This is a genomic window from Nitratireductor pacificus pht-3B (genome assembly GCF_000300335.1).
Lineage (GTDB): Bacteria > Pseudomonadota > Alphaproteobacteria > Rhizobiales > Rhizobiaceae > Nitratireductor > Nitratireductor pacificus.
This window is the reverse complement of the sequence record NZ_AMRM01000014.1, coordinates 12,393-34,417: the sequence shown is the minus strand read 5'-3', so window position 1 is coordinate 34,417 and position 22,025 is coordinate 12,393. Positions and strand designations below refer to the sequence as shown.

General features: G+C 64.8%; 20 protein-coding genes. 1 reads left to right on the top strand and 19 read right to left on the bottom strand.

What is annotated here, in order from left to right:
- Positions 1–12: 12 nt before the first annotated feature.
- The 16 genes from metC to NA2_RS13095 all read right to left on the bottom strand — a co-directional run bounded on the left by metC (position 13) and on the right by NA2_RS13095 (position 17,622).
- Positions 13–1,170 carry a cystathionine beta-lyase gene (gene metC / locus NA2_RS13170; protein WP_008597461.1) on the bottom strand — a complete coding sequence of 386 codons (1,158 nt, stop codon included), beginning with the start codon at positions 1,168–1,170 and terminating at the stop codon, positions 13–15.
- Positions 1,171–1,174: 4 nt separating this feature from the next.
- A complete protein-coding gene (locus NA2_RS13165; RefSeq protein WP_051011643.1) occupies positions 1,175–2,806 on the bottom strand; it encodes a rhodanese-like domain-containing protein in 1,632 nt (543 codons plus the stop codon).
- 21 nt (positions 2,807–2,827) lie between these two features.
- Positions 2,828–3,400 (bottom strand): cysteine dioxygenase family protein, encoded by a 573-nt coding sequence (locus NA2_RS13160; protein ID WP_008597459.1) that lies wholly within the window; start codon positions 3,398–3,400, stop codon positions 2,828–2,830.
- A gap of 162 nt (positions 3,401–3,562) precedes the next feature.
- A complete protein-coding gene (locus NA2_RS13155) occupies positions 3,563–4,381 on the bottom strand; it encodes a LysR substrate-binding domain-containing protein (protein ID WP_244423646.1) in 819 nt (272 codons plus the stop codon).
- A gap of 237 nt (positions 4,382–4,618) precedes the next feature.
- Positions 4,619–5,365, bottom strand: coding sequence for a siderophore-interacting protein (locus NA2_RS13150; protein ID WP_008597457.1), 747 nt, complete (start codon positions 5,363–5,365; stop codon positions 4,619–4,621).
- A 21-nt stretch (positions 5,366–5,386) separates the two neighbouring features.
- Positions 5,387–6,049: an O-methyltransferase gene (locus tag NA2_RS13145; protein WP_008597456.1), complete on the bottom strand. Its 663-nt coding sequence runs from the start codon at positions 6,047–6,049 to the stop codon at positions 5,387–5,389.
- A gap of 16 nt (positions 6,050–6,065) precedes the next feature.
- On the bottom strand, positions 6,066–6,818 hold the full coding sequence (locus NA2_RS13140; RefSeq protein ID WP_008597455.1) for a heme ABC transporter ATP-binding protein: 753 nt from the start codon (positions 6,816–6,818) through the stop codon (positions 6,066–6,068).
- Entirely contained in the window at positions 6,815–7,882 is a 1,068-nt protein-coding gene (locus NA2_RS13135; protein ID WP_008597454.1) for a FecCD family ABC transporter permease, read from the bottom strand. The genes NA2_RS13140 and NA2_RS13135 overlap by 4 nt, the downstream gene beginning before the upstream one ends.
- Complete coding sequence (locus tag NA2_RS13130) at positions 7,879–8,784, bottom strand: ABC transporter substrate-binding protein (RefSeq protein WP_008597453.1); 906 nt, start codon at positions 8,782–8,784, stop codon at positions 7,879–7,881. The genes NA2_RS13135 and NA2_RS13130 overlap by 4 nt, the downstream gene beginning before the upstream one ends.
- A 95-nt stretch (positions 8,785–8,879) precedes the next feature.
- Positions 8,880–11,126: a TonB-dependent receptor gene (locus NA2_RS13125; RefSeq protein WP_008597452.1), complete on the bottom strand. Its 2,247-nt coding sequence runs from the start codon at positions 11,124–11,126 to the stop codon at positions 8,880–8,882.
- A gap of 152 nt (positions 11,127–11,278) precedes the next feature.
- On the bottom strand, positions 11,279–12,271 hold the full coding sequence (locus NA2_RS13120) for a FecR family protein (protein WP_008597451.1): 993 nt from the start codon (positions 12,269–12,271) through the stop codon (positions 11,279–11,281).
- 103 nt (positions 12,272–12,374) lie between these two features.
- Positions 12,375–12,890, bottom strand: coding sequence for an RNA polymerase sigma factor (locus NA2_RS13115; protein ID WP_008597450.1), 516 nt, complete (start codon positions 12,888–12,890; stop codon positions 12,375–12,377).
- Between the two features lie 316 nt (positions 12,891–13,206).
- A complete protein-coding gene (locus tag NA2_RS13110) occupies positions 13,207–14,088 on the bottom strand; it encodes an energy transducer TonB (protein ID WP_008597449.1) in 882 nt (293 codons plus the stop codon).
- The gene (exbD, locus tag NA2_RS13105) at positions 14,085–14,591 is read right to left on the bottom strand and encodes a TonB system transport protein ExbD (protein WP_008597448.1); all 507 of its coding nucleotides are present in this window, start codon (positions 14,589–14,591) and stop codon (positions 14,085–14,087) included. Before exbD ends, NA2_RS13110 begins: the two co-directional genes overlap by 4 nt.
- A gap of 5 nt (positions 14,592–14,596) precedes the next feature.
- Positions 14,597–15,541, bottom strand: a complete 945-nt coding sequence (gene exbB, locus NA2_RS13100) for a tonB-system energizer ExbB (RefSeq protein WP_008597447.1) — start codon at positions 15,539–15,541, stop codon at positions 14,597–14,599.
- A gap of 710 nt (positions 15,542–16,251) precedes the next feature.
- On the bottom strand, positions 16,252–17,622 hold the full coding sequence (locus NA2_RS13095) for an aminotransferase (RefSeq protein WP_040677807.1): 1,371 nt from the start codon (positions 17,620–17,622) through the stop codon (positions 16,252–16,254).
- 162 nt (positions 17,623–17,784) lie between these two features.
- On the opposite strand from NA2_RS13095, the gene NA2_RS13090 reads away from it, so the two are divergent.
- A complete protein-coding gene (locus NA2_RS13090; protein WP_008597445.1) occupies positions 17,785–18,531 on the top strand; it encodes an HpcH/HpaI aldolase family protein in 747 nt (248 codons plus the stop codon).
- Here the strand turns inward: NA2_RS13090 and NA2_RS13085 are convergent.
- The 3 genes from NA2_RS13085 to NA2_RS13075 are packed head-to-tail and all read right to left on the bottom strand — an operon-like array spanning position 18,500 to position 22,014.
- Complete coding sequence (locus NA2_RS13085; protein WP_008597444.1) at positions 18,500–19,417, bottom strand: GntR family transcriptional regulator; 918 nt, start codon at positions 19,415–19,417, stop codon at positions 18,500–18,502. The genes NA2_RS13090 and NA2_RS13085 overlap by 32 nt on opposite strands.
- Positions 19,418–19,437: 20 nt before the next feature.
- Entirely contained in the window at positions 19,438–20,256 is an 819-nt protein-coding gene (locus tag NA2_RS13080; RefSeq protein ID WP_008597443.1) for a carbon-nitrogen hydrolase family protein, read from the bottom strand.
- A gap of 6 nt (positions 20,257–20,262) precedes the next feature.
- The gene (locus NA2_RS13075; protein ID WP_040677849.1) at positions 20,263–22,014 is read right to left on the bottom strand and encodes a dipeptide ABC transporter ATP-binding protein; all 1,752 of its coding nucleotides are present in this window, start codon (positions 22,012–22,014) and stop codon (positions 20,263–20,265) included.
- Positions 22,015–22,025: the final 11 nt, after the last annotated feature.

The window sequence follows — 22,025 nt, the reverse complement described above, 5'->3', positions numbered from 1 at the left end:
CTCTCCCCCCTTCTAGCTGAACTGGGCGGTCAGGCCCGCCGCCAGATCCGCGATCAAGTCATCGGGATCCTCGAGCCCCACATGCAGGCGCACCAGAACTCCATCATCGGCGGAGACTTCATGGTTGCGTGTGGGATGCGGGATCGTGATCAGGCTTTCGAAGCCTCCCCAGCTCGACCCGATACCGAAATAGTCGAGCCCGTCGGCAAAGCGGCGCGCGGCCTCGTTATCCTTCGACTTCAGCCTGAAGGCGAAGAGGCCCGAAGCGCCCGTGAAGTCGCGCTTCCAAAGCGCGTTGTCGGGATGGCTTTCCAGTGCTGGATAATGAACCGCAGCCACTTCCGGACGCCCCTCGAGCCATCGGGCGATCTTCAGCGCGTTCTGCTGGTGCCGCTCTAGTCGCAGGCCCATGGTGCGCAATCCGCGCAAGGCCAGATAGCAATCGTCGGGTGCGGTCGAATAGCCGAGAAGGCCGACCATGTTGCGCACCGGGCCCCAGGTCGCCTCGGAGCAGACGATCAGGCCAAGCATCGCATCGGAATGGCCGACGATGTATTTGGTGGCCGCGTGGACGGAAACATCAACGCCCTTCTCGAAGGATGGGAACAGCAAGGGCGTGGCCCAGGTGTTGTCGTTCATGACCGGAATGCCGCGCGGTGCGGCCACGGATGCGATGGCCGGGATATCCTGCAGCTCGAACGTTCCGGAGCCTGGGCTCTCGCAGTAGATCGCCACTGTTTCAGGGCGGATCAGATCGGCAATTGCCGCACCGACGCGCGGCGCGAAATACTCGACGTCGACCCCCATGGTGCGCAGATAGGATTCGCACAGGTTGCGGGTCGGGCCGTAGACGTTGTCCGTCATCAGAAGATGCGAGCCCGGCCGGGCATAGGTGAGGAGTGCGGCCGAAACGGCGGCGAGCCCGGATGGCATGACGATCGCGCGATAACCGCCTTCCAGCTCAGCCACCGCATCCGCGAGGGCGAAGGCCGTCTGGGTGCCATGACGGCCATAGCGCAGCGTTGTGTATTTCTCCTTGCCCGCCGCATCGTAGCTGTCCATGTCAGGGAACAGGATGGTCGATGCGCGAACGATCTCCGGGTTCACGGCAACCGGTCGATCCTTTGCATGGGGCCGTCCCAGCCTTGCGATCTTTGTGTCCTTCTTCATGGGGCTACCTCACCTTCTGCAAGGTTCTTGCGGGCGCAATGGCTGCAGCGCCGTGTTCGACCACAGGCGCGGGACCCCGCGTGAACACGCCTTTTTCCTGCGCATCCATCTGGTCTATCAGCCCCGTTTCCCATGCGAGGTAGCGGCGCGCAGCCTCCAGACTTCCATCATGCCTGTCATGAACGAAAAACAGGAAATCAATCATGTCGGCATCGGAAGGCACATCCGGCGTCGCCTCGATGGCAAGCCCCGCGTCGCGCCATTGCGCCGGGTTGCCGGGAAGGACGTGCAGATCCGCATGTCCCATGTCGGTCAGATCGCCGGCCGCAAGGTGAAGTGTGGACGGTTCCTGGCCTGCAACGATCAGCGGACGGGCCGGATCGAGCGCGAGCGCGGCGAGCCGTGGGCGTATGGCCCAGACGGCGCCCTTGATGTGGCCTTCACGGTAGGCCTTGCCGGAAGAAACGTCGATCAATTGCGCTCCCTCCGACAGCCCCGTCGCGGCCTCGCGCGGAGACATCGTGGCAAGCCCCGCCATCCAGTCGCGCTCGGCCGGAGCGGACACGGCGTACCCGCGTGTATCGACATCGAGAATGACGGCGTCATGTCCCATGCGGCGGAGCCAGAAAGCGGTGGTTGCCGCGCGAATGTCGCGATTGTCGGCCAGCACGATCCGGGCGCCGCGCACGCCGATCCACTGATCGGTCGCCTGGACGAGCTGACCGCCCGGCGCATGGGCGGCGCCGGCAATCGTGCCGTCCGCAAACTCTTCCGCACTGCGGACGTCGAGAAGAAATGTGGTGCGCGTGTCGTCCGCAAGCCAGGTCTGAAGTGTGTTATGACTCAGAAGCGGCAGGCCGTTGAGATCGATGAATGCGGCGCGACGGGCGGCGACATCGGCGAGCGTTTCGTCCGCCGGCGCGGGAAGCGGCAAAGGCTGCGAACCGTATTGCAGGGTCAGGCCAGCGAGCTGCCAGCCCTGTGAGCCATTCCGCAAGGCATGGATCGGGTTGGTGAAGCCGAGGTTCCGCAATGTCTGGGCGCCGATGATGGACCGCGTGCGGCCGGCGCAGTTGATGACGATGCGCGTCTGCGGCTTCTTCACCAGTTCGCCGATGCGCAGCCCCAGTTCGGCATTCGGGCATGAGCGTGCGGTGGGAATGTTCATCTTGGCGAATTCGGCCGGGCTGCGGCCGTCGAGGATGACCATGTCCTCGCCCGCGCCGATCATGGCGTTCAACTCCTCGGCAGAGAGCGAGGGGGTGCCCATATCGTGCTCCACCATCTCGCCATAAGCCTTCGAGGGGACATTAACACCCTTGAATACGCCAAAGCCGGCGGCTTCCCATGCGGGAGCGCCGCCCTGAAGGACAAAGACAGACGTATAACCAAGGGCTTCGAGTTCATGCGCCGCGCGCTCGGCAACCCCGTCGCCATCGTCCAGCAGAACCGTGCGCACGTGCCGGTTGGGAACGAGACGGGGTGCCTCGGCCTCCAGAATGCTGAAAGGGCAGTTGACCACGAAAAGGGGATGCCCTTCGCCATATTGGCCGTGCTCGCGCACGTCGAGGAAGGCGATCTCGGCTGCGTCCGAAAGGGCGGCCTTCACCTCTTGAGGCGACATTGCTGACGTCATTGCTTCTGGACTGCCTCTGCTTCAGCGCCGCGTCTTCACGCCGACGGACATGATCTTGGTCGTGCCGGCTTCCGGGTCGAAAACAAGGCGTTCGGTCAGGGTTTCGAGGGGGCGTCCGTACATATGAAGGTGGCGAATGGGCTGTTCGCCCTGAATCTCCACGTGATGCACGTCGTCCGGCATCATCGCGACCCCCGCGCCCGGCTCAACGGACACGACACGGTCGACGCGGATTTCGGCGCGGCCCGGAACGCTGCCGTTGTCGAGCCGCTCGTACAGCGTGTTGTGTTCCACACCTTCCACCGCCGCGATGCAGGCCCATGTAGTGTGATTGTGCGGCGGGATCTTCTTTCCCGGCAACATGACATTGAGATAGAGGGTCAGTCCCTGGGGATCGTCCTGCGCGATAAGATAGCGGGCCTGGCGTTCGCCCTCGTCCGGGCGCGGGTATTCGGCCTCGCTCCACAGATCGCGCTTGGCGGCCAGCCCGATCAATGCGTTCTTGGCGTCCTCCAGCGCTGCACGGTTCGGCCCGCCGGTCATGGCCACGCGCACCTTTGCCAGAACAGCTTCCACTTCTTCTTCGCGGGTCATCGTCTTCCAGCCTCGTCGTTCATCACTGCCCTCCCTCAGGGCTTACGAAGCAGGCTAGCAGCGTGTTTGAAGGCAGCACCAATTCAAACTCTCGCGAAAATCATTAGTGATCCTAATGTTTGCGAGCAAAATGCAATCTAAAACGGATAAAATACTTATCTATCAGCCGGCGCAAATCTGCTCGAAAAGCGCATTCGCCGCCTGTGAAGGCGTCACATTGCTGCGGTAGATGTAGAAATTGACGTCCGGCAGCGGCGGAAGCCCATCCCTTTCACCGAGCACTTTGAGATCGGGCTTCAGCATCTCCGGCGTGCGCGCCGTTACGCCGAGCCCGGCGTTGAGGGCCACGTGGATGCCCGAAAGACTGGGGCAGGTATAGCGCTCGATATATGGTACGCCCCGCTGGTCGAGCGCGTTCAGCGCCATGCGGCGAAAGATCGACGGCTCGTCCGCCAGGACGAGAGGCACGGGCTGCCGCCGGTCGAGCTCGAAGGACGCCGCGGCGATCCAGACAGTGGGCGAAGTACGCAGGAGGCGGCCCTGAAAACGTTCGGAATGGCGGGTCGTCAACGTCATGTCGAGCCGGCCATCTTCCAGCAGCGGCATCAGGTTCGGGCTGCGATCGACCGTCAGCATCACGTGAACGCGCGGATTGGAGCGGGCGAAGGTGGAGAGAAAACGCGGGAGGATGGAATCGGCGATATCATGCGGAGCGCCGATGCGTACCTCGCCGCTCTGCTGGGAGGAATTGACGGTCATCACCGCCTGATCGTTCAGTGCAACAATCTGGCGCGCGTAGGTGAGCAGGTTCTGTCCTGCCTCGTTGAGCCTGCGCTGACGGCCAACCTTCTCGAAGAGTTGCTGGCCGAGTGCTTCCTCCAAACGCTTCATCTGCTGGCTGACGGCGGACTGGGTACGAAAGACCCGGCGGGCAGCGGCCGAAAACCCCCCCTCCTCCGCGATCGCGACAAAGGTTCGCAACAGATCGTTTTCCAGATTGACCGGCATTGAACTCTCAAAGACGCAAACGTGTCGTGACGGCGGGTAGATTGGATCCCGAGATTGTACTTATTCGCACGCTCCAGGAGTGCGTGGAAGTCCCACCTGCCGCTTGATACTATGTTCCCAGGCTTGTCGCGGCAACTTCACATGGACGGAGGGCTGAACGATCCTGCCGCCGCCGGCCCCGGCCGAACGAATGCCACGCAGGCAGTGTGCTCAGTCATCGACGTGGTCGTGTCCTCCGATACGCCCCGGGCGCCAGTAACCCTCCGATGAGATCTGTTCCTTCGAAAGACCGCGTGCCACCAGGTGATGGCGCTGCGCCCGCACATTGCCCGTTTCGCCGATCAGATAGGCGTGGCCGCGTCCTTCCGGCAAGGTGAAGGCCGTCAACCTCTCGAGAAGCAGGCTGCTCGGCCCGGACTGCTGTCCGTCCCTGTGGACCCATGTGACGGAGGATGCAAAGGCGGGCGGAACCGGCTGATGGTCTTCAGGCCCCTCGACCTCGATGAAGGCATGGATCTTCGTTCCGGAGTCGACGGTCTCCAGGATGTGGAGGATGGCCGGAAGGCAGGTCTCGTCGCCGCAGAAGAGGTGCCAGTCCGCTTCCGGGTTGAAGACGGTGCGGCCGCGCGGCCCCCGCGCCAGGAGCGTGTCTCCCGCTTTCGCGCGCCGGGCCCAGCTTGGCGCCGGCGTTTCCCCGTGCAGCACGAAGTCGATGGAAAGACGTCCCAAGGACCTGTCCAGTTCGCGGATCGTGTAGTCACGCCGCCCCGTTCCGCCTTCGGGCAGTGGCATGGCCAGCACCAGGGCCTGGCCGGGCCTGTAGGCCATGGCGCCCAGCTCGCCCTCGAACACCACCCTGCGCATGCGCGGCGTAACGTCGAACGCCTCGACCACGGAGAGTTCCCAGACCGGCATGTCCGGTCGTTTGCTGCCCATCGTCCTGGCGGCTTCGCTCATCGCATCACTCCTTGTCGCGGTTCATGAAAGCACGAGGCTCTGGCTCACCAGGCCCTTGTGGAAACCGATCAGCGTGGTCACGTAGCGATCGCTGTCATCCCCGACATGGTGCAGGAAGCCCTCGTTCTCCGGCAGATGGTCGGCATTGTCCGCGATGACCAGCGCGCCCGGCCGTAGCCTGTCCTCGAGCATCTTCAGGACCTCCAGATAGAGGTCTTTCGCGCCGTCGAGGAACAGAAGATCGATCGGCCCTTCGACGGTGCTCAGCGTTTCCATCGCATCGCCGATGCGGATGTCCGCCTGCGCGGACAGTCCGGCATCGGCCAGGTTGGCGCGCGCTTTCTCGGCCTTGCTCGGGTGGAACTCGGACCCGCTCACCCTGCCGCCGGTATCCGCGGCCGCCGCTGCCAGATACAGGGTGGATATGCCGAAGGATGTTCCGAACTCCACGATGGTGCGTGCGCCGATGGCGCGGGCGCTGTTGTAGAGGAACCGGCCCATGCGCGGTCCGATCGACAGATATTGCGTGCGGTGCAGTTCCGAGGTGCGGAAATCCAGTGTCTGGGGAGGCGGTGCGTTCTCGTCGCGGGGCTGCTGCATACGGGCCTCGCGCATGGCGCGCGCGGCGGCATGCTCGCGCTTCAGGGTTTCGGCGACATCCTGGCGAGATAGCGTGCTCTTCACGGCTTCATCCTTGTGACTAGGTTGTTAGAATAACGGGGCAACCACGCACGGGATGCTCCAGGACGCGGACCTCCTGCCGGTAGACGCGCTCGATCAGTTCCTGCGTCAGCACCTCCCACGGCTCGCCATCGGCCGCAACCCTGCCGTCGTCGAGCAGCACCACCTTGTCGGCATAGGCCGCCGCGAGGTTGAGGTCGTGGAGCACCGCCACGACGGTCGCGCCCGCCCGCGCAAGCGCCCGCGCCCGGGTGAGAACGCGCTCCTGATGGCGCAGGTCGAGCGCGGCGGTCGGCTCGTCGAGCAGCACGACCGGCGTCGCCTGGACGACCACGCGGGCGAAGGTGGTGCGGGCCTGCTCCCCGCCCGAAAGCGTCTGGGCATTGCGGAAGGCCATGTGCTCGACCTCGGTGGAGATCATCGCATCGAGCACCGCGTCGCCGTCGCCGTCGGGCGGCAGGTCGCGGAAGGCGCGTCCCATCGTGACCACCTCCTCCACCGTGTATCCGAAGCGGATCATCGACCCTTGCGGAAACACCGAGCGTATCTGTGCGAGTTCACGCACCGAGTACCGCGACACCTCCTTGTCGAGAAGCCGCACTGTGCCGCGGTCGCACTGCCGGTCGCCGGCGACGACGGCGAGCAGCGTCGACTTGCCCGCACCGTTCGGTCCGACCAGCGCCGTCAGCGATCCCTGTTCGCAGGTGGTCGAGACGTCGTGGAGCAGGTTCCGCTCGCCCACGGTCACCGTCACATTGCGGATCTCGATCATGTCGGTGTGATCCCGAACCTGCGGCTGCGGTAGATCATCCAGAGGAAGAAAGGACCGCCGAGCGAGCCCATGATGACGCCGATGGGGATCTCCGACGGCGGGTCGAGCGTCCGCGCCGCAAGATCCGCCAGCATGACCAGCAGCGCCCCGCCCGCCGCCGAGAAGGGAATCAGAAGCCGGTGTGCCGGCCCGATCATCAGGCGGAAAAGATGCGGCACCACCAGCCCGACGAAGCCGATCGTCCCGTTGAAGGACACGGCGGCGGCGACCAGAAGGGCGGTGACCAGAATGAGCTTGCGCCGCAGGATCTTGACATCGACGCCGAGATGCCGGGCCTGTCGCTCGCCGAGCGCCAGCAGGTCGAGCGGCCTGGCCCAGTGATAGAGGAGGCCGATGCCGACGATGGTCAGCGGGGCGGAGATCCCGACGGTGATCCATTTGGCGCTCGCCAGCGACCCCATCGACCAGAATGTGAGGCTCTGCAACTGCTCGGCGGTCGCCAGGTATGTCAGGAAGCCGGCGAACGCCCCGCCTATGGCGTTGACCGCGATGCCGACGAGGAGCAGCCTGGAATTGTCGCTGCCCTCCTGTCCCGGCCGCGCCAGCGCATAGATGATGAAGGTCGTCCCCGTGCCGGCCAGGAACGCGCCGACCGGCAGCGTCCACATGCCGAAAGTCGATATCTGGAGCACCACCACCATGATCGCGCCGAGCGATGCGCCGCTCGACACGCCCACGATGCCGGGATCCGCGAGGGGATTGCCGAACAGGCCCTGCATGGCCGCGCCGCAGGTGGCGAGGCTCGCGCCGACGATGACCGCGGTCAGCACGCGCGCGAGGCGCAGGTCCCAGACCACCGCCTCGTTGAGCGCCTCGGCCGGCGCCTGCGGGGCCGACGAGAACCGCGCGGCAAGCGCGTTCATCACGTCGCCGAGCGAAAGGGAAACCGCGCCGATCGCCACCGAGGCGAAGAACGCGGCAAGGAAGCAGGCCGCGAGCCCCATGGCGACCCAGGACGTGCGGTCCACTGGCCTTTCGAGGCGGCGCAGGCTCGCGACGGTCATTCGAACATCTCGTGCAGCGCTCCCGACAGCGCCTTTGCGGCGATGCCGCTCGACGCCGCGTCGGCACGCACGTGCAGATCGCGCATGACGATGATGTTGCCGGCGCGGCCGGCCGGGGTGAGGCCGATGCCGGGATAGTTTTCCCAGAACCCGTCGATGTCGCCGAAGGAAGGAAGCTCGCTTTCGGCGATCAGGACCACGTCCGGCGCCATCAGGATCATCCCTTCCGGCGTTACGGGCCGGTAGCGGTCCCTGCCGATCTCGGCGGTGGCGTTCAGGGCGCCGACGCGCAGGATGAGATTGTGCACCGCCGTCTCGGCTCCGCCGGCCGTGAAACTGGTCCCGGCTCCCTGTTTCGAGGCGTGCACGATGCGCAGCGGCCGCCCTTCCACGGTCACCGGGCGAACCGCCTCGTAGTCGGCCTCGATGGCCGCGATCAGCGCGGCGCCGCGATCCTCCAGTCCGAGCAGCGCCGCAAGCCGGCTGACCTTCTCGGTCGCCGGCAGGGTGCGGTCGATCAGGTCGGTTTGAATGCCGACGGTCTTGAGACCGTCGAGCAGCCGCTGGGTGATCACGCTGGAGCCGATGACCAGCTTCGGCCTCAGCGACAGAATGCCCTCGACACCGGCCCATTCGCGCACCTTGTGCGGGGTTTTTTCAATTCCAGGAAGCTCGATGTCGGCGGGCCGTGCGAGAATGTGCTCGGCCGCGCCCAGCGCCACCGCGATCTCGACGAGATCGGCGCCGAGAAGAACGACGCCCGGGCCTTCCGCCGGCGTGCCGGCGTCGTCCGGCCGGTAGAGGGGCGGATACGGCTCGGAGCCTGAAATGTCGAGGAGATCCGCCGAGGCGGGTCCGGCGAACGCCGCGCAAAGCAGAAGGGCAAGGGACAGGATGCGCATTTCTGATGATCTCTACCGGTTACCTGTTGGGTTGGGTTCGCTGAACCGGGCCACGTGAGGGATCTCCCGCGGCCCGGTAAAGGGTGCCGCCGGGATCAGAACCGGCTGGTCATGCCGAGATAGAAGCGGCGGCCGTCCAGGTAGTCGTTGTCGAAAGTCTTATCCGCGACATTGTAGACGGCGAAGTTCGCCTGGAGATGCTCGTTGAAGTCGTACTGGCCGCCGAGGTCGAACAAGACATGCTCGGGAATGTGCCCCGTGCCGGCATCGTGCGTCGCACTGCGGTACTGGGCGCGTCCCCAGACGTTGAGCGCATCCGTCGCGCGCCAGTTGAGGCCCAGATTGGCGACATGCTCGGGCAGGTCGTTGAAGCGCTCGCCTGCGCCGGCGCCCTTGGTGATCTCGCTGTCGGCATAGGTGTAGTTGAGCGACACGTCCACATCGCCGACCGGGAAATCGAGCGTCACCTCGACGCCGTTCAGCTCCGCTGCGTCGCGGTTCACATATTGACGTATGGACGAGCGGCCCCGGCAGGTCAGGCCGACCGGGTCGAAGCAGATCTCCTGCCGGTCGATCTTGTTGCTGAACCGGGTGTGGTAGGCGGTCAGGCCGAGCTGGAAGCCGAGCGGGCTTGCCCAGACTGCGCCGACTTCGAAATTGGTACTCTCCTCCGGCTTGAGGTTCGTGTTGCCCTGGTCCCAGGCCGCGCCGCGGGCGGCCGGCTCGAAGATGCCGCCGTCGGCCTGCTTCAGCTGCGGAACCTTATAGCCTCCGCTCACCCCGCCCTTCAGGGTCAGGTCGGGAGAGACCTCCCACACACCATAGAGACGCGGCGTGAAATGCGACCCGTAGCGTTCGTTGTAGTCGTAGCGTGCGCCCAGCGTCGCGGTGAAACTGTCGAAGACGCGCCAGTTGTCCTCGCCGAACACGGCAAAGTTCCAGCGGGTCATGACCGGGTCGGATCCGGGGAAACGATCCGGTTCGTGCTGCGTCTCTTCGCTGCGATAGTCGAGGCCCGCCGTGATGTCATGCGACCCCAGGCTCAGGGACGTCTTCGAGTTCAGGTTCAATTGGGTGTAACCGGAGCCATAGTCCCCGTTGTTGAAATCGAGATCCTCATAGTTGAGATACGATACGGTTTCGTAGTCATTGCCCCAGTCGAGATTGTGCGTCAGGCTGTAGTTCATGCGCCTTGCGAGGACATCCCCCGCATTGCGGCCCGGGCCGACCGTCTCGATATCCGTCGCGTTCCTGGCGATCTCCAGCGCCAGCCTGTTGCTGTCGTTGACGTTCCAGGTCAGCCGCCCGCCGAGGCTGTCGCGGCCGATCGAGTTCAGGTTGCCGTCCACGAGGATGTGGTCGAGCCGTTCGTGAATCGAGCCGTACAGCGAGAGCCCGACAACGTCGGCGATGATCGGTCCGCTGACATGGAAGCGCCCCTCGTAGGATTTGCCGAACCTCTTGTCGTCGTAGATCGTCATGCCGCCGGTGACGGAACCCGTCCACGCATCGGCGACGGGCTTGGTGATGACGTTTATCACGCCGCCCAGGGCGGCCGTGCCATAGAGGGAGGACATGGGGCCGCGAACGACCTCGATCCGCTCTATCGCGGCGGGAGGCGGAAGATAGCCACCGTCGAGGCCCGACCCCCAGCCATTGTAGGTGGCTTCGCTCGAATTGCCGAGAGGTCTGCCGTCGACCATCATCAGGACGTAGGCCTGTCCCAGTCCGCGCATCGATATCCCCGCGTCGCCCGTCTTGGTGGAAGGGGCGCTGAGCACGATGCCGGGGACATCGCGCAGGACGTCGTTGACGCTCGAATAGGAACGGGAATTGATCGTTTCGCCGTCGATCAGCGTCACGGTTGCGGGCGCGCCGGCGACGGTCTGCGCGGAGCCGGCGGCGGTGACGGTGATGGCTTCGAGGACCGTCGAGCCGTCGGTGATCGGACCGTCGGCGCCAGCCGTCGAGGCCGGATCGAGGATGGTCACGGTGTTTGCACCGGTGAAGCTGTAGTGGAGGCCCGATCCCGACAGCAAGCGCGCGAGGCCGTCCTCGGCCGACATCGTGCCTGACACGGCCGGCGCGACCGCACCTGCGGCGACCGAGGTCTGGTAGGCGATCTGCACACCCGTCCGGTTGGCGAACGAGCGAAGCGCCGCATTCAGGGGCTGACTTGGGATGTTGAAACTGTGCCGGCCATCGGCCTGAGCTGCCGCATGGGTGACGGACAGAACAACCGGAACGGCACCGAGGCACAGCGCCGTGCTCATCGTAAGCGTCGTGAGCAGCCGGCGACGCGCCCGCCGGGAGACATCCTGTCCTGCACCATTGTTGTCCATCGAACCCCAATCCTCTCTCTGAGACGCGGCCCGCGAGGGCCCCCGATAGAAGGGTTGGGTAGTGCTTTGCCTGATCCCTTCGTTACATTGACGCGCGAAGAGGCAGTCTGCCTAAAGACGGATTCGCATTTTCCTCGAAAAGTTTGCGGCGGTCAGGCGATGAGGATGATCAGGCCCGGAATCCGGCGCGCCGCAAGCCCCTGCGTCTTCGCCAGGGCCTCTAAGGCGGCAAGCGCGTCGCTGGTGGAGAACATCGCGCTGATCGGCACGTCACGGTTCGCGCCCGGTCCGAGCACGACGCGTTCCGGCACGTAGCGCCCGAGCTCGGCGACGGCTGCCGAGAACGCAAGCCCCTCGAAGATCACCCGCCCGCTGCGCCAAGCGAAAATGATCTCCGCATCCACTGCCGACGCCGGTGACGGCCGCGTCCCGGCGGCATATCTGGTCTGTTCACTGGCAGCGAGTTCGACATTGCCCTCCCCGCCTTCGCCGGACCCCGTCGGCGTGACGGCGCCCGCGACGCGCACACGGCCTTCGCGCACCGTGATCGTCGCCATGTTGTCGACCGCCTTCACGGAAAAAATCGTGCCCAGGGCATCGCTGTTGCCGCCGAGCGCCGCGACCCGGAACAGGGAAGAGACATCCGGGCGGACCTGAAATTCCGCCTCCCCCCTCAGCATCTTCACGAGGCGCAGCCCGGGAGTGAAGTCCACCGCGATCGCGCTGTCGGTGTTGAGCGTCACGACCGAGCCGTCCGGCAGCGGGATCTCCCTCTGCTCGCCCACGGCCGTCAGGTGGTCCGCGCCCGACATCACGTTCAGGCGCGGCAACGCCACCGTCGCCGCGATCCCGGCGGCGGCCGCCATGCCCCCACCGATGACGAACCCGCGACGGCTGAGCCGAGGTGACCTCGGCGCGCGGAAAGGTGGCGTGCCGTCCGATCTGCCATCGAGGATCTGCAACTGCTGCCAGAAGACCCGCTCGCGCTCGAAGGCGCGGCCGTGCTCGGGCGAGAGATCCCGCCAGGCCCTGAAACGCTGGAGCTCGGCGTCGCTGATGTTGCCGGAAGCGAGCCGAACGATCCAGTCACGCGCATCCAGCGCGATCCGGCGGTCGATTTCAGGGCGTTTGTCAGGCTCGGCCATTCACTCGTCGGAAGAAGGTTCCAAGGGGCAGAAGCGTTCAGAATCGAATGTTTCTACCATATAGACGCGCGAGGAAGTCCTTTGCCTAAAGAGACGACAGAAATTAGTCGGAGAGTTCGTCGCGAAGGCTGGCAAGCCGCTCCAGTGCCCGGCGAACGTGGTAGTAGACGGCTTCGTCAGTGATGCCCAGCATCTCGGCGATCCGACGGTGCGGAATATGCTCGATCCGGTTCATCAGGAAGATGCGCCGGGTCTTCGGCGGCAATTCGTCGAGGACACCGCACACCTGGCACAGCTTCTCTCGGCCGATCAGGGTCCGTTCGGGTGTCGTCTCGTCCACGCCGTCCCAAAGAAGCCCGCAGACTTCCGCGTCGATCTCCGCGCGGCGGCGTTCCTTGCGCAGATGTCCCGAAACCGTCGTCTTGGCGACCTGGGTGATGAAGCCGCCCGGATTCTCGATCTGGCCGTCCATGCTGGTGTTCTCCAGCTTGAGCCAGACGTCTTGGACCAGGTCCTCGGCGGTCATACCGCAACCGGTGCGCATATGCGCCATCGCTTCGAGACGCGGCCGGGACTTCACGAAGGTCCCGATCAGTTTCTTGAGTTTCAGCCTGTCCACGCCAACCACTACAGTCAGGGATTACAACGCGCCTCCGCTGCGCGAAGGCTTGATGGGGAGTGCCTAGAGGATGAGAAAAATCCCCGCAACCACAATGATTTAGAGCGATTGTAATCGGCGAGGTAAATCTTGTGCGAAATTATCATGTTTAATGATTGATTTCCTTGGGCGACGGGCGATGGCGGGAAAGACCGCGGCGGCGCGTGCCGTTCGAGGCCCGTCCGTCTTTTTGCGGCATGCGTGGCAATTCTGCCACGCATGCGATGCGGCTCCGGCCCCTTACCCACCCCGCTTCGCCATATCAGGATGAACGCGCTCACCTCACATTGAACCTGACGGGTGCGGTGATCGTCTTGTTGACGCCCGGGGGTGGTTTCGGGACGGGCGATGCGCGCCTGACGAGGGCGACCACCGCCTGGTCCAGCGCGGGATAGCCTGACGAGCGGGCGATCGAGGCGGAGCGGACATTGCCGTTGTCGTCGATGCGGAACTGCACATAGACGGTGCCCTGCTCGCGACGCCGGCGTGCATCGGCCGGATAGCGCTTGCGCCGCTCCAGATGCGCCATCAGACGCGACTGCCACCGCGCCTGCTGCGCCTTCGACACGCCAGACGACGTCTGGCGGGCGGCGTTCCGGTTCGACTGGCGGGTCTGCACCTGCGCCTTCCGCGCCGCCTGCGACGCCGCCTGCTGCCGCTGCGGGCGCGGTTTCTGCGCCTTCTCCACCGTCTTCTTCCGGGGTTCCGGCTTCTTCGCCAGTTCCCGCTTCGGCTCCGGTGGATTTGGGCGCGGCGTCGGCAACGGAACCGCGGCATCGGGCGGCAGCGCAACCGTCTCCGTCGGCTCGGGCTCTTCCACGGGCTCGGGCTCCGGTTCAGGCTCGGGTACAGGCAGGGGCTCCGGTTTCAGCTCGACCACTTCCTCGGGCGGGCTCTCCTCGGTGGGTGCGCTTTCCTCCGCCTCCTGCATCTGCTCGGAGATCTCCGTCTCCTCGGTCTCCACCGCCTCCGGCTCGGGCGCCAGATCGATCATGATCGCCGCCGGCGGCGCATCGTCCGCCGCGACGACCGGCTGTTCGCGCATCAGCCACGCTGCCACGCCCAGATGCACCGACAGGACGAGCGCAACCGCGCCCGTCCACAGCGCCGTCTCGGCGATCCGGACACCGCCGCCGCTATGCCACGCAGTTCCGCTCATTCGGAAGGATCCGCCGGAACCGGCGCGCCCTCTCCCGTGATCTTCCCGGCAGCCTCCCCCGCACCGCCCGCTGCCGCCGACGCCTGCGCCTTCTCCAGCCCGACCAGCGCGATCTTCAGATAGCCCGCGTCGCGCAGCAGGTTCATCACGTCCATCACGTCGCCATAATCGACGCCCCGGTCGGCGCGCAGGAAGATGCGCGTCTCCCGATCCCCCTCGCTCGACGCATCGAGGCTGGCCCGCAGGCTCTCGCGCGCCACCGCCGTCTCGCCCAGATGCAGCGTCAGATCGGGCTTCAGCGTCACGTAGAGCGGTTCCTCCGGGCGCGGCTGCGGCTGCGCCGTCGAGGCGGGAAGGTCGACATTCACGTCCACCGTCGCCAGCGGCGCCGCCACCATGAAGATGATCAGCAGCACCAACATGATGTCGATGAACGGGACGATGTTGATCTCGCTGTTCTCTTCGGGCAGCGATCCCGCGTTCCTGCGTATGCCTCCGGCCATGACGCCTACTCCGCCGCCGCCGCCGGAACGGATGCCGCCGCCGGGTCGCCCGGATCGTTGGCCGGGACCCGGCGCAGATCGAGTTCGAGGCTGACCAGCTGCTCGACCCCCGAGGCGGCGTCGGCGAGCAATTGTCCGTAGCCGGCGATGCTTCTGGCGAAAACGTTGTAGATGATCACCGCGGGGATGGCCGCGACGAGGCCGATCGCCGTCGCCAGCAGCGCCTCGGCGATGCCCGGCGCCACCACCGCCAGATTGGTCGTCTGCGCCTCCGAGATGCCGATGAAGGAGTTCATGATGCCCCACACCGTGCCGAACAGACCGACGAAGGGCGCCGTCGATCCCACCGTCGCCAGAAGGCCGGTGCCGCGCGAAAGCCGCCGCGTCGCCTGCGCCTCGATGCGGGCGAGCCGCGCGCCGAGCCGCTCCTTCACGCCCTCATTACCGGCATAATCGAGCGCCGGCGATGAGCGGCGCAGCTCGTCCTCTGCAGAGCGCACCATGAATGCAGCCGGCCCGCCCCGGCCCGCGAGCTTCTGCGAGGCATCCGCGAGCTTCGACGCCGAAGCGACGACGCCGACGGCGCGCCGCGCCCGCGCCTTGGCACAGGCGATCGCGATCGCCTTGGCCACCCAGATGGTCCACACGCCCAGCGAGGCGAGCGCCAGGCCGATCATCACCGCCTTCACCACCCAGTCGGCCGCCATGAACATGCCCCAGGGCGACAGATCGTGCGGCAGGCTGGGATCGCGTCCGTCCTGCGCCAGCATCTGCGAGAGCGCCCCCGCCGGGTCCTGCATGAAGGATGGTGCGGGGTCGGCGGCCGGAAGATCTTCCGCCACGGCCGGCTCGACGCCCTCGTCGCCGGAGGGCGCCGGCGTGGCCTGGGGATCGACCTCGTCACCGCTCCTCTCCGCGGCGGCTTCGCCTGACGGCGTCTGCTGGATCATCTCACCGGAACCCGGTGCGGGTGACGCCTGCTGTGACGCCGGGGCTTCAACGGGAGCAGATGCTTCCTGCGCTTCCGCGGAAAGCGGAGCAGCCACGACCATGGCAGCTGATAGAATCAGAGCCAGAAGACCGCCTGCGCAGGAGCCATGATTCCGGGAGGCGACAAACCGACAGAGTTTTAGCATTTTTCTTCTCGATACACTCTCTAGGACAACGCAAGACAGCCAGTTGAACTTCTTCGCTTTTTGGGGAACTCGCCGCTGGAAAGGTATCGCCAACGCGTGCGTCGAAGAGCTTTCCGTGACGAAAAAGAAAACTGGAGTTTTTTAATCTTAAATGACCCGGGACTGCATTAACAGAGAATTGTTGCCGGGAATCACAATCTGGACGCTTACGGCGGAAGGCCGGCCGAACAGGTGCCGACCGGGCGGGATGAGCAATCATCCGCGCGATCGTGTCCTCGGATGCGTCCCGGGGTGCGTCATGTGGGCGGGTTCTGTGTCTCTACCGGATTGCCTCGGGCGGCGTCTCCGGGAATCACGGGTGCCGGGAACTGTGCAACACAGAGTCCCTCAATCCCTTGAGAGACATGGCCGGAGATGCGGGGATCGAGTTCCGCCCCGCTGCATTTTCGGCCGGAGAGGTTCGGGAATTCCGCCGGCAGAGCCTGCATCCTGCCGGCCCCCTTGTGGCGCCGGCAGGATGGCGGTCAGAGGCCCACGTCGGAGAAGACCTCGGCCATGGTCTCCTGCAGGATGGCGAACATCTCGTCGATCTGCGCCTCGGTAATGATGAACGGAGGTCCCAGAACGATCGCCTGTCCCAGGGGACGGCAGATCAGGCCTTTCCCGAGAGCCTTATTGGCAATGCGCTCGGGAATCTGCAACCGACCGTCCAGCGGCGCCTTGCTGTTCTTGTCCGACACGAGCTCGACGGCGCCCATGAGGCCGACGCCCCGCGCCTCCCCGGCATAGCAGTGCTCGGCCAGGCCCTTCAGTCCCGCCAGAAACCGCGGGCTGACGCGGCGAACGTTGTCAAGCAGACCTTCGGTCTCGATGACCTCCAGCGCCTTCAGGGCCACGGCGCTCGCCAGCGGATTGCCGCCGGCGGTGAACCCGTGCGGGAATTCCTCGGCGGCTTCCGATACGCGCGTCAACGCCTCGCCAAGCGCTGGCCCGAGGATGATGGCCCCCATCGGGAAGTAACCGGCGGTGATGCATTTCGAGGCGACGATGGCGTCCGGCTGGAGATCGTATTTGACACTTCCCCACATTTCACCCGTCCGCCCGAAACCGGTAATGACCTCATCGGCAATCAGCGGGATCCCGTACTTGCGCAGGATCGGCCGAATTGCCTCAAAATACCCCTCGGACGGCGGGATGACGCCCCCCGCACCCTGGACCGGTTCACAGAACATTCCGGCGATCGTGTCGGGTCCCTCCTTGATGATCATCTCTTCCAGACTGCGGGCAAGACGCAGGGAGAATTCCTGTTCGCTCTCGCCCGGTCTGGCAAAGCGCCAGTAATGCGGGCAGTCCGCATGCAGAAAACCGGGGAGCGGAAGGCCGAACTCCGCATTGTAGGCCTTGCCGGTCATCGAGGCCGTTGCCACGGTAACGCCGTGATAGGCGTTCAAGCGGGTGATGATCTTGCGCCGCTGCGGCTGGCCGTTTCGGCGGTGCAGCATCCACAGCATCTTGACGACGGTGTCGTTCGCTTCCGAGCCGGAGTTCGTGTAGTAGACCCTGCCGCTTTCGAACGGGGAAAGCTGCAGGAGCTTTTCCGAAAGCGCGACCGTCGTGTCCGCAACGCGGCCAAAGAAGGCGTGGTATCCGGGAAAGCGCCTGGCCTGCTGACAGATCGCCTCGATCAGGCCTGGATGGTTGAAGCCGGCGACGTTGTTCCAGAGACCGGAATTGGCGTCCATGTATGCCTTGCCGTTCACGTCGAACACATGAATGCCCTCACCATGCGTCAGCACCACGGGTCCGTCCCGGTTCAGCGTTTCCAGATCGGTGAAACCGTGGAAAACGCTTTCCATGTCCCGCCGCGCCCAGGCGCTTCCAGCATGCGTATTCATCCTACCTCCAGAGATTCTTGAGCCCATAAAACCATGCGCATGCGCTTGTCGGCCGCCCAGGCAGGCGACAGCCATGCTCAGCAGGGTAATATATTAATATTCCAATTGACGCCGGTTTGATAGGCATATTATGGTATTTTTTATATTGAAAGGACCAATATAATGAACCAATCCGCCTTCTGGCTGTCGTCTCCCAATCTGTGGCTGACCGAGATGCTCGATCCGCTTCAGGTCCGGCATCTCATACTCGATATCGAACACGGCACCTTTGATCTCGGGGCGATCGACACATTCATCTGCCTGGCCAAGGCGCGGGGTTTCCAGGTTCATGCGAAGACCCTGGCGCCGGCGATGAGCCCGGTCCAGCAGATGCTCGACCTCGGCGCGGATTCCGTCATCATCCCGCATATCGAGAATTTTGATCATGCGCAGGAGATCTGCAGCTATGCGAAGTTCGCGCCGCTGGGACGGCGCAGCTATGCCGGCGGCAGGTCCGTGCGCTACGGTGCCCCCACGCCTGCGTATTTCATCGAACAGAACCGCAAAACGCGTTGCTATCCGATGATCGAGACCGCGGGTGCGCTTTGCGATGTGGAAGCCATCCTCGCTTTGGAAACTGTCGATGGTGTTTTCATCGGGCCGTCCGACCTTTCACTGTCCCGGGGACGGGGCCATTATGGTTTCACCGATGCCGACCGCGAAGATATCCAGAAGATCATCAACGCCGCCAAGGTCGCGGGAAAGCCATGGATCATGCCGGCATGGCGCAACGGGGAACGCGATCTCGCCCGCGATCAGGGAGCGGCGATCACCGCTGTCGCCGAGGAACAGGATGTCCTGCTGACCGGGCTGGCTGTCCTGCTGGAGCGCGCCGGCATCACCCCGGCCGGGCAAGGTTGCGCTGGATGACCCGGCGCACCGTCTGCAGATGCCTCTCCATCAGCGAAGAGGCCCATTGATAATCGCCCTCTTCCACCGCCTCGATGATCATCAGGTGTTCCCTGCAGGATTGCAGGACCCGGCGGGGGTCGGATGTGGTCGCATATTCGGAGATGCGCCGCAGCTTGTTCTGCTGCCGCATCGCCTGGATGATGAACTCATTGCCTGAGAAGTCCGCCAGCATGGCATGGAAATCGGCGTTGATCTCGAAAAGGTCATGGGGGTTCGCGGTCTTGTAACCGCCGGCGACGAGCGCTTCGTGCAGGCTGCGCTGGTGTCCGAGCCGGAGCGGTTCCGGCCGGAAGCCCGGCATCCGCATTCCCGCCGGTTCCAGGGCGATCCGAAACTCATAGGATTGCAATCGTCGCTCTTCACTGTCGAGGAGCGAAGCGAAATGCCAGCCATAGCCGCTGGAACGTTCGACAATGCCGTCGGAGGCCAGCGCCACGAGGGCGCGGCCCAGTTCGGTGCGGGTGACGTCGTACCGCTTCAAAAGCTCGGTTTCCGTGAAGCTGTCGGCCAGCACACCGGTGCGGCGATCTTCGCAGATGCGCATGCCCAGCCCACCTGCCTCGTCATTCGGAATTGTCGGCTGGCCGGGGTCGGGATCCGGCAGGGTGGCGAGAATCCATTTCTGATTCTCGTTGCGGGCCACCACGCCGTCGTCCAGGAGATGCTGGAGCGCCGCACGAATCGGGGTGCGCGAGACCGAGAGCTGCACTGCGAGCTTGCGCTCGCTCAGCTTGTCTCCCGGCGCCAGTCCGTCCTGATGAAAGAGGCGCAGGAGACGGCGGGCGAAATCCTCCGGCTCGATATGACTTCTACTGCGCGCAGGTTTTGCACTGGCCACGTTCATCAGCACCCTTTCGGTTTCGCTCAAGCTGCGGGAAGCCGCCGATGCGAGGCCAGCGGGATCAGCCGCCGGGCGCGCGCGATGGCATCCCGCTCCAGGCGGGCGCTCACCAGCCCCTCACCCAGAGGACGGCGTGCGATGACGCCGCCCCACGGATCGACAATAAGGCTGTGCCCATAGGTGTAAAGGGTCTCGCCATCCTCTTCGTAGCGCCCCTCCTGCCCCGGCGCGAGGACATAGCACTGCGTTTCGATCGCGCGGGCGCGCAGAAGCGGTTCCCAATGCTCCTTGCCCGTCTGCAGGGTGAAGGCGGCCGGGATGACGATCACTTCCGCGCCTTTCTCGATCAGGGCGCGAAACAGTTCGGGAAAACGCATATCGTAGCAGATCGCGCAGCCCACCAGGACGCCATCCATATCGTAGGTAACGACATCGTCGCCGGCGGTATAGACCCTGCCTTCGTCGTAGACGGTGCCGTCTGGAGCGGTGATCGAGAAGAGGTGCATCTTGCGGTAAGCCGCGACCTCGCGGCCCGCACGGTCGAAGACGAAGCTGGTGTTGTGGCGTCGGCCATCCTTCAGCTCGGTCAGTGACCCCCCGTGGATGAAGACGCCGTGCTGACGGGCCATGCCTGCCAGCATCTCGTAACCGGCGCCGCCGGGGCATGGCTCGGCGGCCGCCATCTGCGTTTCGGCCGTGCCTCCGAACGACGTGAAGCACTCCGGCAAGACGATCAGGTCCGGGCGTTCCTGGACAACGGCCTGCTCGATCAGGCGGTGGGCCGTTGCGATGTTCGCCGACGGGTCCGCTCCGGCATTCATCTGGATAAGGGTGGCTTTCATGACAGGTCAGTCCTTCGCGAGTGCAACGAAATGATCGGGTTCGGCTTCGGCGATGCGATAGGCCGACCCGTCTTGGTAGTAGGGCAGGTCTTCCAGACCCGCCGGGCGGTCCGGCACGCGCCGGGCTGCGACGTCGAAGCCGCCCTTGCCGTCCTCGGCCACGACGGCCGAAGCCGACAGGAGCCGGCGCGTGTAGGGATGCAGGGGCCGATCGAAGATGCGATCGCGCGAGGCGACCTCGATCACCCGGCCGTGGCGCATGACCATAACGCGGTTGGCGACCCTCTCGACCACCGCCAGATCATGCGAGACGAACAGGAACGAGAAGCCGAATTTCTCCTGCAGCTCCATCATCACTTTCAGAACCTGGGCCTGGACGGTGAGATCCAGCGCCGAGACGGGTTCATCCGCAAGAATGATGCGCGGCTTCATGATGATCGCGCGGGCTATCGCGACGCGCTGCTTTTGACCGCCGGACAGCTCATGGGGAAACTTGTCGATCTGGCTCTCTTCCAGTCCGACGTCGCGCATGCAGGCAAGCACGCGGGCCTTCGTCTCGCGCGGATCGCAGCGCTCGGAATGGCGAAGCCCCTCGCCGATCAGGGCGCCGATCCGAAAGCGCGGGTTCAATGATGAAGCCGGGTCCTGGAACACCACCTGCATGACCGAGCGCATCTGTTGCCATTGTCGCCGGTCCCTGGGATCGAAATGCACGCCATCCACCATGACCCGGCCGTCCGTATACGACTGCAGGCCCGTAATCGCCCGGCCCAGCGTGGTTTTGCCGGATCCGGATTCGCCGACGATGGCGAGGTTCTCGCCCTCCTGCAGTTCCAGGCTGACGGAATGCACGGCCTGAAACACACCTCTCGGGGACCAGGGCCATTTGCGCCTGCCCGCGAACGTCACAGACAGGTCGTGTACCGACAGCAGAGGCGCCAGGGCCGGCGCGGGCGTTTTCCGGTCTGCCCGCTTCGGGCTCGCGGCAAGCAGCAGCCGGGTATATTCTTGCTGCGGGCGCCGGAAGGTGTCCGCAATGCTCCCCTCCTCCACCACGCTGCCGTGACGCATCACCGTCACATCCTGCGCATACTCGCCGACCAGCCCGAGATCGTGGGTGATCAGCAGGACCGACGTACCGGACTCGCGCGTCATTTCAGCCATCAGGTCCAGAACCTCGCGCTGGATAATGGCATCGAGCGCCGTCGTCGGCTCATCGGCGATCAGCAGACGCGGTTTCAGAGCAAGGACCGAGGCCAGCATGATGCGTTGCCGCATCCCACCGGAATACTCGCTTGGATAGGCGTGAAAGGCGCCTTTCGGATTGCGGATCCCGACACGCGCCAGCATGGCAAGACAGGTCTCGTCGACCTCCGCGCGGCTCAGCCTGGTGTGCAGGCGCAACCCCTCGCGCATCTGGTTTCCCACCGTGATCGCAGGGTTCAGAGAGAGCATGGGCTCCTGAAAGACGAAACCGATACGGGGGCCGCGGATGTGGCGGAAATCCTTTTCCGAGAACCGATCGAGATGCTCGCCATCAAACGCAACGCTGCCCGCCACCCGGGCAATGCCCCGCGGCAGAAGCCCGACCAGCGAACGCGCCAGCATCGTCTTGCCGGACCCGGACTCGCCCACAACGGCGTGAACATGCCCCTGCTTGAGGTTCAGGTTCACATCCTGGATGATCTCGCGATAGAGACCGAAGCGGTTCTGCAAGGCGAGGGTCAGGCCCCTGACTTCCAGCAGGTTTTCGCTCATCGTGTCCATGA